Source organism: Vibrio sp. D173a (assembly GCF_030248475.1).
This window is the reverse complement of sequence record NZ_JAHGAH010000171.1, coordinates 1-13,866: the sequence shown is the minus strand read 5'-3', so window position 1 is coordinate 13,866 and position 13,866 is coordinate 1. Positions and strand designations below refer to the sequence as shown.

The following is a 13,866-nucleotide window of genomic DNA, read 5'->3' as shown; positions in this document are numbered from 1 at the left end:
CACTCGACCATCACGAGTCGGAACGTGTGTTTGTTCGAGTTGTAGTTTCTGTTGAGGAGTCAGTGTAATTTTCATTATGCGTAGCATGATCCTGATTCTATTGAAAATCAAGCAACTTCAATGATCACGGGTATAAATTAAGATCTATGTCGCGTATTTGAGTGGTACTGATGTTCATGCGCAAATATTCAACACAGTGCTTTGTCTTTTTGCGCTAACTTGTTTAAAAGAAAGGCGCTCCCTAACGCTTTGTAAATAATTCTTATTTTTATAAGGTGTGATGGAGATCTTACTATTCGGGCGTATATTTCATATTAAATATCAAGCATATGACGTGACCGATATATTGCCTCAATTAATCTTTATTAGAGACGATAGTTATGCGTAGCACGTTGTTATTCCCCGCCTTATTGCTGTCAGGGTGTGCTCTGACTCCTCAATCTACACCTCTCCAAGCCGATCCAAATTGGACGGTCGACCAGCTTGCCAATGGGACGAAATACCACATCTACCCAACTCAAGATGAGGAAGTTTCAGTACGTTTGATGATGAACGTTGGTTCGTTCCAAGAAGACGCCAACCAAAAAGGCTATGCACACTTTGTCGAACACATGGCATTTAACGGCAGTACGCACTTTTCTGGCAATGATGTGGTGAAGTTGTTTGAAGCATCTGGTGGCAGTTTTGGGGCTGACATTAATGCTACCACCACTTACCAGCAGACGACTTATAAGCTCGACCTTGCCAACCCAAGTAAATTAGATGAAGCGCTTACGTGGATGCGTGACATCAGTGATGGTATTGAGTTTGACCCAACGCAGGTAGAAAAAGAGAAAGGGGTGATTCTAGGGGAGTGGCGACGCTCTCGTCCTGATGATAAAGCGTTAGCATTCAATGCTTATCAAGCTTCTATTGAGGGGACGCCTTATGCAGATCACGATCCAATTGGCACGCGCAGCTCAATTGAAAATACCACCTCTCCGGCGTTAAAAACGTTTTATGACAAGTGGTATCAACCGCAGTATGCCGAGTTGATCATTACCGGTAATGTCGATGTTGAGTCGATCACCAAGATCATCGAGAAAAAGTTCTCTAACTGGGAAAGCACCTCTGATATCGAGCTCGAAAATCGTCGTGATATACGAGTGAACAACGCTAACCGTATTCTGCCAAGTAGCCAGATGGAGTCGCCAAGCTTACATCTGATCATCGACCGAGACTCTGTCACACGACAAACGGTGCAGCAGCAACATGCTGCGTGGCAAGATGAACTGAGCGCTCAGCTTATTCAACAACGTTTGCTGACGGTGTTTAATAACGCCGCTGAATCTTTCCAATACGTATATGCACAGCCTTACTCGTCTAATTATCACCGCATGATGTCGGCAGGTGTCTCGTTTGCACCGGAACGTCGTGACAACATCCAGCAAATTTTCCTCAATACACTGACGTCTTTGCGTGATTATGGTGTCACGCAACAAGAGCTTGAGAACGTAATGTCGAGTTGGTACGGCGAGCTGAACAACCTCGACTCAGATTGGGCGAAACGTAAGCCAGCAGGTTACGCAGAAGCGCGCGTATTCCAACTGGAGCGCGATTCGGTGTTCCAATCAAAAGACGGTTACAAGCAAAGCCTGACGAGTTTTGTGAAAGACAATGATCTTAGCCATGCCAACCAAGCTCTTGAAGATTTGCTTGCTGAGCCAGCTAACTTTGTGATTGGTTTGGGTAAAACGGAAAGTAAGCAGCAATTCGCTGGTGAGTTTGCATTGCTCAGCGCCGCTTATGCACAAGCTGGTGAAAAGCCGTTGGTAATGTACGCTAAGACAGATGGCTTTATTCAGCCGAGCCAAGAAGGTGACATTATTAACGTGCGTGAAGAGAAGGGTGGGTTCCAAGTTTACACCCTCTCAAATGGCATTGAAGTTTGGTTCCAAAAAGATGAAAAAGCCGCTAACCGTGCATACGTATATTTAGTGAGCCAAGGTGGTAAAGCGGCACTTGATAAATCGCTCTATCCTGCTTTTGAAGTGGCGACAATGTCAGCAGCACGTAGTGGCCTAGGCGATTTCTCAGGCGCAGAGCTGGATAGTTACTTACGCAAAAACGACATTTCACTGTTCCCGATTCTGGGGCCGACGAATCATGGTATAGAGGTTATAGCGCCCAAAGCGCACCTAGCCAGTGCGATGAACGGTTTGTACAACGTGGCAACGCAAATTAAAGTCGATGAGCGCCAACTCGACGCGGTGAAGCGTGAGTATGTGCAGCAACGTCGCTCGTTCTTTGAATCACCAATGGGTAAATGGGTTAAAGCGGCGAATGAAAATGCCTACTTACCTAACAGTCGCCACCGCTTGCTATTAACTCATGGCGCGGATGAGGTAACCAAAGAGCAAGTATTTGCCGTGCATGATGCGTTATTTAAGGTGAATCGTGGCTTTAAAATGGTGATTTTGGCGGATGTTGAGCCAGAACAAATTACACCATTGCTGCGCAAGTACGTGGCATCCATTGACCTCAGAACAGGGGCGGCGGTGGATTATCATGTCGCGTTTCAACCTAACGCTAAAAGCCGCTTAGTGATGGCGGAAGGGAATGAGCCGTCGTCGTTGTACTTGCTGCGTTTAACTAACAAGCACGAGTCACCAAGAACCGCGCGTGATACGGTGATCGAGGACATGTTGCAACGCATTGCGGCAGCACGAGTAACAGATCAATTGCGTGAAGAAGCAAGCTTGGATTACAGCCCGAGTATTTATCCGATTACGCAAGACAGAGAGCAGGTTTCAGATTGGTTCTTTGAATCGCAAATCGATCCTAGAGACGTCAGTAAGATGGATGCACAGTTAGACAAGATCTTCGATGCGTTAGCGAAAAACATCACGCAACAAGAAGTCGATATTGCCGCGAAACAGCTTTCTGTTTCTATGAAGGACATGGATGACAATCCGGGGCAACGCAGCTGGGCATATACTCGTTATTTAGTGCACGACTACGGATTAGATGTGTTGCTAGATGTTGATAAAGCTGCGCAAAGTGTGACGCTGAAAGAAGTGCAAGCCAAAGCACTTCAAGCGTTCGGCAGCAAAGCGAAACGCACCACCATTATCCTCAATCCAAAACAATAATCAGCAAAAGGGCGACTCAATGGTCGCCCTTTTTGTTTCCGAATTGGCAATAGAAACGTACCTTTAGCCACACTGACAAGGCGTAGTTTCGCCCGTTTTGATTTGCTGCTTGTAGGCTTTTATCGCCTCTTTTCGCGCCGTATCGAGATCAGGGCGACGCACCACCACCTTCATCCCCGATTTCGGTTTTACCTTACAGGCGTAACGTGGCTTCCCATCCACTTCGACTTTGCAAGCATGGCAGCATCCGTGTTTACGATGGTTCTTTAAGCAAGGTGCAGCGATATTCACTTTGGCCTTACGTGCGACTTCAACCAAATTTTGGTCCTCAGGTGACAGAGTGATTTTATGGGTATCAATCTCGATGATTGCTGGTGTAAAAGTAAACATAAGCGTTTAGATTCAAGTTAAACAATGACTAAGACGTCAATCGTCGGAAAAAGACGAAGCCATCACTCAATGGTTTTGAAGTTCCATTCAATTTTTAACTTACTCAGTTTTGTGAACGAAAGTCTCATATTGATTCGATGTAGGAAACCATGTGGTATCGCCTCGGTCTCACCTAACTCCAAATTGAAGTGAAAAAGGTTCCCCCAATGAAACGCTACCTATTGTCGACAATTCTACTCCTAAGCAGCGCAAATGTATTCGCAGAATCTGTACCAGCGCAGCCTGCGGCACCAAAGCCATTTGGTCTAGAAAGCATCACGACTGAACAACAAGCGAAAATCGAAGAGATTCAAATCAAACTGAGCAGCGAGCTGGCGGGTAATCAAGATCCTAAAGCGGTTCAAGAGAGCGCGAAGCAATTTGAGAAGTTAGTGAAAGCATCATCATTTGATGAAGTGAAAGCGACGAAGCTGATCAAACAAGCACATGCAAAACAGCTTGATACACAATTGGCGCAATTGAAAGCACAGCACGATATCTACAACGTACTGACAGCAGAGCAGAAAGCGACGTTAGAAAAGCGTCAGCAAGAGCAACTGAAGAAATTTGAAGCACTGCAAAAAGACGCTCAGTAAACACAGATTTTTATTTCCCCCTATTTAAACCAAGGCTCCCTAATGGGAGTCTTTTTTAATGGAAAGTGAATCAGCTTCAGCTCATCCTGCAAACAAAGTGAAGGGCTCAACTGTTCTACTATTGTTATGCAAGGCATTGTGGCCTTCCTTCCATAACCTTCCTCTTTGCGCTTGATCACAAAAATACACCAACTGCGTCACCGAAATGCCGTTCATATCACCAAATAAACCGCCATCTTTTTGATAAAAAATTCAGTATCGTTAGCAAATTAGATCATTTATCAAACTAAATTATGGATTTAGCCATCAAACCACCATTGTGAGTAATTGAAAACGAGTTGATATAGTCGTTAGAGTGAATACAAATGGGATGGCATTCGGCGAGCCATTGTTAATTTGTGTTATTAGAGAAATATACCCCATCGTTTTTATTGAGAACATGTTATTAGGTACAGTTCTTATTTGGGGTGCTTATGTTTGCTTGGTCTATATTTTAAATGTAAATGATTATAACGGAAGGTATATGCATGAGTACTGTGCAAGCAATTAGCGATAAGCGCGTTGTAAAGAAAGCAGAAAAATACCTTAAGCGTCATCATGACGAAGTTTATTGGCTGATATGGCGAATAGGCATTGAAACGGGATTACGAATTACCGATATCACCAAGCTGAGCTACGACAATATTAATTTTGAATCTGATGAAGTGACAGTAATTGAGAGTAAAGGGACACTTGCTCGTCAAGCTAGAGCGCGTCATAAAGTACTGAAAAGCGTCAAAAATGAATTGCTCAACTATTACAAACGTGACCATGCGAAGCTGTTGTCTGTTTACGTTTGTGATTACCGCAACATCGTTGATCTGGTCCCTCGCAGCTGGAAGCACAGTATTGAAGTGAGATTAGAAGAAGCGACAAAGAGCGCACCGGTCAAAAAGCGAGTGGCTTATCTGAGTTCACGAACCTTGACCGCGCTGAAAAAGCGTTGAAAGTTATGGCAGGGCAAGGACAGCGGCCTGATTTTTTCACGGGCGACATTAGCCAGTAACCGAGCTAAAAGGCAACGTGGCGTTATCTCAAGGCAAGCTTGTTGGCGCGTATTCTCGTGCTTATCTTGCTGCATTGAGGAGTTACGTCAACACAAAATTGGGTGTCATAGCTTACGTAAAATCTTTGCTCGTCACCTTTATCATTCCAGTGATATGGACATCGGTTTGGTTGCTACCATCATTGGGCATCAATCGGTCTCAACCACACTGAGGTACATAGGCATATCCGATGAAGATACTAGGCGGGCACAATTGCGGCTGTTTGACTACTTCTTTGCTTAGCTAATCGCAAAACCATTTACCCACCTTATATATTGAGGAAGCCAGAGCGACCTCAGGATTTCTAGTGCCTTGCACCTTAAACTCTCACAATTAGGGGGGATTTTTCACACCCATTTATTGGGTATTTCTATGGCAATCCATTCGTTTTCTATAGAAAACTGATTGCTATTAGCAAAACGCTTCCGCAATACGGTATTCGTTCTTTACCATTGAATCAAAATGCTTTTTTGAGTCTTTCCTTTTATTTTTCAGGAAGATGACCTCAACTAACTTGGGGCATATTCTATCTTTCGTGAACTTCAAACGTACAGGGCATGTCCATATTGCCTAACTTTTGCATGCCTATTTAACTGCTTGATTAATAAGTCAATTAAGGCATTTGGAGGTAAAGGTGGAGACGAACTTTTCTCAACACCTTCGAATCACACGAAAACGCAGAGGGTGGTCACAGAGAGAGTTAGTTGAACGGTTACGTCATTTCCCTTTCTCCTTGTTTGTCGGTTTGGATGTTAACGCATTATCTCGCTGGGAGAGCGAGAAGGTACAACCAACGGCAGAGCATATGGTTCAAATTCTAAGAGTGCTTGAAAACAGTGTAGATGAACTCAAATCATGCTGCTTTCCTAACAAACCTCAATTGATAAAAAGGTTTGAACGTTTTCGCTATGGAAACTACGGTTTGGTTCATCTTCCTGAGGGAAATGGAAAGTGGCGGCGTTTGAATGAAAAGGGCAGTGGGCGTCAGTTTTTAAAGCAACTTTGCGCTATCACCGAATATGAGCGGTTTTTAAGTGGCAGAGAGCTCACAGAGCAATGGTCAGTGGCTGGGTGTGCCTTGGCGTCCATCACCTATCGAGTGGAAGGGGATGCATTCATTCTCATGCATTCAGAGAGCCTTACCTACTCGGCGTTACTCTCTTCAATAGAGCGCTTAATTGAGCTTTTGTACGCGAGTCGAGCTCGGCTTTTTTTGATGGTGGCACCAGAGAAGAAGGCGCTCAAAAAAGCCAGGGTTCTTCAGTTGGAAGAGGTGAGTGCAAAAACAGGAGTGTTTTCTGCGGGGGCAGATTACGTCTTAGGCGAGCTATTAACACTCCGCTCTTGGAACCACTCAAACAACGCTTAATTTTCACGGAGTAGATACTGAGTAATAACTATCTTCGAGTAAACGTTTAATTGGATGAATGTGAAAGGGAACAGATAAATAAATTATAGGCTCATGACAAGAATACCTTAATTTCTTGATGAAAAGGAGCGATCAGCCTAGGGAGAAATTAATGGTTTAGATTTAAGTATATTTCACGCTAACCAAAAATCATCAAGTTTGTATCTTTATACAAACACATCGAGTTGGAAATAATATTATTCCATCCGCATATTAATTAAAAACCAAATTGCACATATAGGAAATAATGATTTCTTATTTGCATTTATTCGCTAAAAAACACGGGATTAAAAATGAAAGCTAAATTCATTCGCTCATCAATCGCAGCAACTTTTCTTTTTGGACTAATGTCTGCAACACCTGCTTTGGCAGAAAACACGACTAACGTTTACTTTAAAGGTGAAATCGTAGAATCAGCATGTGGTCTATCTCCAGACAGCATTGACCAGACGATCCAACTTGGTCAGCAGCCTACACACATCTTTAAGGCGAAAGGTGATCGCTCTACGCCAGTGCCTTTCCAAGTGAAGTTGACTGATTGTGATACGAGTGTGGCAACAACAGCGCAATTCACTTTCGCTTCTAACCCAGATACAACCGGTGATCTGTTCAGCGTAGAAGGCGGTGCGACGGGCATTGGTGTGCGTATCCTTCACGATGGTAACCCAATCAACAACGGTGACGTAGCGGCAAGCAACGTACTGAGCGACGGCACAAACATCGCGTCTTTCTCTGCGGCATATGAAGCGAACGTAGACGTGACAGCAACGCCTGTAACTGCTGGTGTTGCAGAATCATGGGCGCTATTACGCGTGACTTACCAATAAGCGGTTGCTGAGAGAGCTTTGGCATTTTGCCAAAGCTCTCATTCTAATAAAAAACACTGGTTGATAAAATGCGTCGTCATTTACTCGGTTTAATAATTGTACTTTCCTTTCCTTCTTTTTCTTACGCGGCCAGCTTCAATAATTATTTTATAAGAAGTGAAAATAGTGTCGATTTAAGCAAGTTTTCGAATGCGAACTTTGTGGAAGACGGTAAATATGAGCTAGAGGTTTATATTAATGGAGAGTTCTTAACCAAAGAAAATATTGTTTTTAATAACAATAAGCCCTGCATCTCAGATGCATTAATGGACAGTCTTCCTCTAAGCGAACGAGGGTATAAAATCTATAAAGGAAACGCGACATCAGTCGGTAACGCAGTATGCTACCAACTTGAAGAAGTTGGCTATACCAAGGTGGCATCGGATCTTGGTAAAGCTCGCTTAGAGATCACCACGCCTCAAGAATACATCGCCAATGAGTACAAATACGGCTTTGTCCCAGATCGTTTGTGGGATGATGGTATTGCCGCGCTCTATCTGGATTACAACGTTAACTACTTTTCTAGCCAACAAGACGATGAAAACGGTTGGAATGATGATCTATCCACCTATGGCACTGTGGGGCTAAATGCTGGAGCGTTTCGCTTCCAAGCAAACTATCAAGCTTCCAACAACTATTCGGGTGAATTCACCTCACTGTTTGGCTATGCGCCGATCCGCAGCATTAAGTCTAAGTTGACGTTTGGTAATACTCAGTTTGGTTCGGACGTTTACGACTCGTTCCAGATGACGGGCGTACGCCTGCAAAGCGATGATCAAATGTTGCCATCGAACTTGCGTGGCTACTCTCCGGTGGTTTCTGGCACGGTCAACACCAATGCTGTGATCACTATTCGTCAGCAAGGCAATGTGCTTAAAGTTGTGAACGTAAATGCAGGCCCGTATCTGATAGATGATCTCTCACAAGCCTCTAAAGGTACGTTGGATGTTGAAGTCAAACAGGCTGACGGTACGATTCAACGCTACCAAGTGAACGGTGCGGACGTCACGTATCTGACGCGACCAAATCACCTACGCTACAGCCTTTCTGCGGGTGTGCCGGTCAGTGACTCTTACGAGATCACGCCAGAGTTCTTTTCTGCAGAAGCGTCCTATGGTGTGAACAACTACCTGTCGCTGTTCTCTGCGACATTGCTGTCTGAAGATTATCAATCTTACACCATTGGTAGTGGTATCAACCTAAATTACTTGGGCGCAGCTTCCTTCGATATCTCTACTTCGCAAGCCAAGTTGGGTGATGACAGTGATGCATCTGGCTTGTCTTATGGCTTTACCTACAACAACACCTTGACCGATTTCGGCTTGGGTTTGCGTGTGGCTGGTTACCGTTTTTCCGAAGAGAAGTACTACGAATTTGATGAATATTTAAGGACCTATGATGACCACACTTCGTCCATCATCTATGCCGCGAACAACAACCGTAAAGATGAAAAGTACATCGCGCTGACTCAAAGTTTTGGTTCAACCAGTGCGTACGTTTCTTACTCCTCAAATAATTACTGGGACGATCGCCGTGACAGTTCTCGTTACGACATCAATATATCGCATCCGTTGAAGATCAACGGGATCGACTTGTACTTGACGATGAATCTCTACCAGTCAAACGACTCTTACCTGACCTACGGCTACGAGTCGGGTATTAATGAGTACTCGCCGAGTATCGATGAAAAAGGTTGGTCGCTGGGAATTTCTATCCCTATTGGTGGCAGTAACTCTGTCTCAGTACAAACCAACTCTCGACGTGGAGACTACTCTCAAAGTCTTGCTTACTAGGGCTACAACAACGTTGACGGTTCGAACTATCGCGTTGCTTACGATGTTTATGAAGGTGAATCCAACGGCGTAAGTGGTAACTACAGACGCGACTTCTCGTTCATGTCGACTTCTGTCGGTGGCAGCTACAAAACCAATTCATACAGCCAAGTGAATGCCAACGCGTTTGGCACGGTGTTGCTTTCAAAACATGGTTTGGCGTATGGCTCACTTAACTCAGGCACGTCGCGCATTCTTATCGATTCGAATGTACCAAACGTCACCATTAACGGCAGCAACAACGAAAAAACCAATGCGTTTGGCTTGGCGTTGATTAACGGTGTGACACCTTATCAAAAGAGCTACAACACCATCGATTACACATCACTGCCTGATGATGTTGAGGTGCTTGGAAGCGTGAAAAGCATGGTGCTGACCGAAGGAGCGATTGGCTATCAAAAAATTAAAGCACGTCATGGCAGTAACTTTATGGCGCGCTTGCTAAGCGAACAAGAGATTCCATTTGGTGCCTTGGTGTTTGATGACGAACTTGCTCAAGAGATCGGCATTGTTGGGCAAGACTCAACGGCTTATCTGGTCGGCGTCAATCTCGATTCACAGATCAGTGTGAGTTGGGGGGATAACCAAAGCTGTCACTTAGTCATTGATGACTCTATTCTGAATAGTCAAGAAGTCATCCGTTCCGTTCATTGTGTAACTAATTAGTAGTTGAGAAATTATGAAAAATTCAATTTTGGCCATCCTGTGTTGTTTGATGGTCTCAGCATCGGCGAATGCTGCATTGGCTCTAGACCGAACTCGTGTTATTTATGAAGGCGACTCGAAGGTGGAAACGGTAAGAATTAAAAACCCTGCCGACATTCCATTCTTGGCGCAATCTTGGTTGACGGACATGGATGGTAAGGATTTAGAGGACAAATTCATCGTTGTCCCACCAGTGTTAAGGATCGAGAGTAAAGATTACGCCATATTGCGCATCAAGTCGTTACCTACTGCCTCTCAATTACCTCAAGACAGAGAGACGGTTTACTTCTTACATGTTCGTGAGGTGCCACCTTCTGTGGATGAGAAAAGTGCTGATGAAAAAGCCGACACGGCCACTGGTTCTATCCAAATTGCGATTGAATCGGTGATCAAGTTCTTCTACCGACCAGCGAGTCTGAACAAAATTAAGCGTGTTGATAAAGCGGTAGCTAGCGCGACCAAAATTAAGCGAAAAGGCAGTAATAAAATCGTCTTAGAAAACGGCTCGCCATTTTATGTGACCTACTCGGAGTTGCTGGTGGGCAAATCGAGCAAAGCCGCGGGATTTAAACCCGTGATGCTAGCGCCGTTTACCAGCAGAACGTTGAAAGTAGAAAAAAGCGACCGATACGAACTAAGCCATATCAATGATTATGGCGCTAAAGTAACGAACACTTTCTACTGCAACTCGCAAGATATCTGTACAGCCAAAGACGAAAGTGAGGGGTAATGATGAGAGCGTTATTTCTGACACTTTGTTTGCTCGTTACGGGTCTTTCAATTGCTCCCAATGCGTGGGCGTTAGCCTGCTATAGCACAGAAGCCGGTGGTCAATTTGGTGGTAGGGGTCCTGGCGGTGTAAGCCGTTTCTACATTGACCCTTCTGCATCGGTACCCATTGATGCCCCTGATGGGCAAGTGGTATGGCGTGGCCCGTCTCAAAAGGTGAGTATTACTTGTTATAAAGATGCGACGAATTACGGTGGTCTGGCTCATCTCCAAGAGCAAGTGTTCTTCTGGCCTGGCAAAACGGGCGGTGAGTCCGTGCCTTTCATTGATGGCATTAGGATTGGCTTTCGTTATAACGGCCAAGATATTTACGGTCAGAAAATGGCTATCCCAGGCTTTATTGTGCCGAGATGCTTTGAAGGCGAGAATCCTAGGTCTTGTGAATCACGAACTAGTACAACCAGAATCATCACGTACCAACCGATTATTGTTACTGGGCCGGGTAATTTCAACGGCTATAGCTCCCCAGTCAACATCTTTCAGGTAGATGGGCAATTGGGCTATAACGGAAAGTACGCGAACTATTTCAGCAGGATTGAGAACATGAATATTCTTGAATCTTCTAAATGTTTGGTTGAGCTGGAGATCAAGAACAATAACATCGACTACGGGCGCATTGGCGTAGACGATATTGTGCAAACCGAGCCTCCTCCTCTCACTATTATCGTTCGCAACTTAAAGTACGGAGCCGATTGCCCATCCGTTAAGCTGCGTGGCTATTTTGATAACGTTCGTGATCTGAACAACAAATCTTATATCCCTGTCTTTGATGAAAGCGGCACTGAAATCACATCCTTCGGCATCAAGCTGTACACCCCAAGTGGCGAAGAGGTGCAACTTAATGAGCCTGTCGGTGATGGCTATGAAGTAGAGCAAGTCGGCTATGATCGTTATCTTGCCAAACTGGTGCCTTTTGACCCTGACAATATCAAGAAAGGGAAATTTGAAGGAATGGTGGTGTATACCGTTTCTTACTTATAGGGGGAAGGCTTGTGAATTACAAAAATACGATTTTGCTCGCGCTGTCTGTATTCGCGCTTCCTCCGGCTTTTGCCCAAGAGGCTCAGCAAGCCGAGGAACCTGAGAAAGGCGTAATCGATACCTTGGTATCAAATGGTTTGTACTTTCAAATAGGAGGAGGGCTTGCCCAGTTTCAGGACGAAAAGTACAAACACGATAACAACATCACCAGTTTGAAATACAGTTTGGGTATCACGACAGAACCTTTAGATTATGAGATAGCTTATCGCAGCTTATCGGACGGCAATGGCTTTGACATGAAAGGCTTGGATATTCTCGCCAAACACAAATGGTCATTATGGCGCGATGGCGGGTTATTTGCTGGTGTGGGTGGCTACGTCTACAACGCAGACATGGATAAACCACAGTTGGACTCACCGACAGAAACAAGCGGCGTGGCACCGTATCTATCGGTGGGCGGTTACTATGCTCTGAGTGAGTTTATTGATGTTTCTGTCCAATTCGACAATTTATTCAATGTGAGTGTGCTCGATCAGAACTATGACAAGAAAGACACCAAGCAGTTGCGTCAAGTGAATTTGTCTCTGGTGTTGCATCCATGGTCAAGCAGCAGCTACGACCCTCAACCAATCGAGCACATAGAAGACGCACCTGAAGAGCAGACCGTGATTCTCGCTGAGAACAGTCCGGTATACAGCTACGATGACGCGTCATTGAATCTGCAAATGGAAACGCAACTGATGCAAATGGCAAGTCGCATTGCTGAACTGGAAAGTTATGAAGTAGTGGTAACTGGAGGAGCCGATAGTAAGCCTGCGTATTTGGAGCACAATACACGTTTAGCAGCAGAGCGAGCGAAAGTGGTCGCTGACTTCTTGATTTTACATGGCGTGAAAGCGGAGAACATTCGTCTTGAGACGTCTGTCATCGAACAAGAGCGCAGTGAACAAGACGCGCGGAAAGTGGAAGTGATGGTGAACGGAACCGAATTGGTTTCACCGTAATAACGACAGCAAGAGCACTCTAACCACAAATAAAAATCCCTCACCAATCGGCGAGGGATTTTTTGTATTCGGTAAGGATGAGGTTGGTTTTCATCCCTTTTGAATCTCGTAACGATTAATCGTTCTTTTCTTTACCGTAAACGCGAACGCCCGCTTTAGAGCCTTCAGAGTTACCGTAAACTTCGATGTTTTTCACACAGCGGCGGTAACCAAAGTAACGCCAATCTGTCATCTTGTCTTTCTTCAAATCACGGTGGAAGCGAATGGTTTTCTCATCACCGTTTTGGAAGCGTACAACGACCTTTCTTAATTCTAGGTCTTTCTCTGCTTTTACTTTGATCGCGTTAGTGTTGCGGCAAATCACCATCGGGATTTTTGCAGCTAGGTTACCGTGCTCAAGCAAGATAGTACGACCTAAAGTAAATTTATCGTCTGCATGTGCAGGAGCGATAAGTGTTGTTGCAGCCAATGCTGCCGTGATAATAGCGGTATAAATTTTCATTCAAATAATCACAAAAACACAGGAGCGCGAATCATAGTCGAGAGAAATGAAAAACAGCTAGCAATATTTTTTCTTGTGAATGAAATTTCACACTCCGCTGACTTTGATTGCATAAATGTGAGAATTTTTCTTGTGAAGATTGTGCGGTAGAAGAATCACGGGTGTTAGCCGCAGTTGGTAGCATTCAATCGCCAAAGATGTCGATAGGGGATTATGGCTTTATCGCATTGGCGTTTGATACAGAGGGCAACCTATTTGCCCTTCACTCCAGTAAGTGATGATTGGGTAGTTGGGGGCATGATGTTGTCCTTTTAAATCGTCATAAATACATAAAATAATCTGCGCACATTCTCTATTTTGTCGGCTTTGTTGCGTAATTCAGACGAGAAACTAAGCCGCCCAAAGTTGAGTGACTTTTAGACAATGCGCTGAGTTTCAGGCATACCAAGTCCTGTAAGCTTGTTCAGCGCTTTAATCATTGCGTAAGTCTCGCCAACCTGAGCGTTGTAATGTCGGAGGCTGAGTTTCCCACCTAACA

Annotated in this window: 11 protein-coding genes and 3 pseudogenes; 11 read left to right on the top strand and 3 right to left on the bottom strand. The window is 44.6% G+C overall.

Annotated features, from left to right (window positions below; genetic code table 11):
- Nucleotides 1-380 precede the first annotated feature (380 nt).
- Entirely contained in the window at nt 381-3,131 is a 2,751-nt protein-coding gene (locus KIV40_RS17330) for a M16 family metallopeptidase (protein ID WP_285350443.1), read from the top strand.
- A 63-nt stretch (nt 3,132-3,194) separates the two neighbouring features.
- Here KIV40_RS17330 and KIV40_RS17325 read toward each other — a convergent pair whose 3' ends face one another.
- Nucleotides 3,195-3,521, bottom strand: coding sequence for a 2Fe-2S iron-sulfur cluster-binding protein (locus tag KIV40_RS17325; RefSeq protein WP_285350442.1), 327 nt, complete (start codon nt 3,519-3,521; stop codon nt 3,195-3,197).
- A 206-nt stretch (nt 3,522-3,727) separates the two neighbouring features.
- Between KIV40_RS17325 and KIV40_RS17320 the strand changes: the two genes are divergently transcribed.
- From KIV40_RS17320 to KIV40_RS17275, 9 genes and pseudogenes are all read left to right on the top strand, one after another.
- On the top strand, nt 3,728-4,156 hold the full coding sequence (locus KIV40_RS17320; protein WP_050908981.1) for a Spy/CpxP family protein refolding chaperone: 429 nt from the start codon (nt 3,728-3,730) through the stop codon (nt 4,154-4,156).
- Between the two features lie 527 nt (nt 4,157-4,683).
- On the top strand, nt 4,684-5,142 hold the full coding sequence (locus KIV40_RS17315) for a tyrosine-type recombinase/integrase (RefSeq protein ID WP_285350439.1): 459 nt from the start codon (nt 4,684-4,686) through the stop codon (nt 5,140-5,142).
- Nucleotides 5,143-5,169: 27 nt separating this feature from the next.
- Nucleotides 5,170-5,484 (top strand): tyrosine-type recombinase/integrase, encoded by a 315-nt coding sequence (locus KIV40_RS17310; protein WP_306431842.1) that lies wholly within the window; start codon nt 5,170-5,172, stop codon nt 5,482-5,484.
- 391 nt (nt 5,485-5,875) lie between these two features.
- Nucleotides 5,876-6,610: a helix-turn-helix transcriptional regulator gene (locus KIV40_RS17305; protein ID WP_285350438.1), complete on the top strand. Its 735-nt coding sequence runs from the start codon at nt 5,876-5,878 to the stop codon at nt 6,608-6,610.
- 332 nt (nt 6,611-6,942) lie between these two features.
- A complete protein-coding gene (locus KIV40_RS17300; RefSeq protein WP_285350437.1) occupies nt 6,943-7,476 on the top strand; it encodes a fimbrial protein in 534 nt (177 codons plus the stop codon).
- 68 nt (nt 7,477-7,544) lie between these two features.
- Nucleotides 7,545-10,013 (top strand): annotated as a pseudogene (locus tag KIV40_RS17295) (fimbria/pilus outer membrane usher protein).
- Nucleotides 10,014-10,026: 13 nt separating this feature from the next.
- A complete protein-coding gene (locus KIV40_RS17285; protein ID WP_285350435.1) occupies nt 10,027-10,782 on the top strand; it encodes a molecular chaperone in 756 nt (251 codons plus the stop codon).
- Complete coding sequence (locus KIV40_RS17280) at nt 10,782-11,822, top strand: adhesin (protein WP_285350434.1); 1,041 nt, start codon at nt 10,782-10,784, stop codon at nt 11,820-11,822. Before KIV40_RS17285 ends, KIV40_RS17280 begins: the two co-directional genes overlap by 1 nt.
- Nucleotides 11,823-11,833: 11 nt before the next feature.
- Nucleotides 11,834-12,826, top strand: a complete 993-nt coding sequence (locus KIV40_RS17275; protein WP_285350432.1) for an OmpA family protein — start codon at nt 11,834-11,836, stop codon at nt 12,824-12,826.
- Between the two features lie 115 nt (nt 12,827-12,941).
- Here KIV40_RS17275 and KIV40_RS17270 read toward each other — a convergent pair whose 3' ends face one another.
- Nucleotides 12,942-13,328 carry a DUF2541 family protein gene (locus tag KIV40_RS17270; RefSeq protein WP_005429145.1) on the bottom strand — a complete coding sequence of 129 codons (387 nt, stop codon included), beginning with the start codon at nt 13,326-13,328 and terminating at the stop codon, nt 12,942-12,944.
- Between the two features lie 125 nt (nt 13,329-13,453).
- Between KIV40_RS17270 and KIV40_RS17265 the strand changes: the two are divergent.
- Nucleotides 13,454-13,606 (top strand): annotated as a pseudogene (locus KIV40_RS17265) (VOC family protein); the annotation flags it as partial.
- A 138-nt stretch (nt 13,607-13,744) separates the two neighbouring features.
- Here KIV40_RS17265 and KIV40_RS17260 read toward each other — a convergent pair.
- Nucleotides 13,745-13,866 (bottom strand): annotated as a pseudogene (locus KIV40_RS17260) (IS5/IS1182 family transposase); the annotation flags it as partial.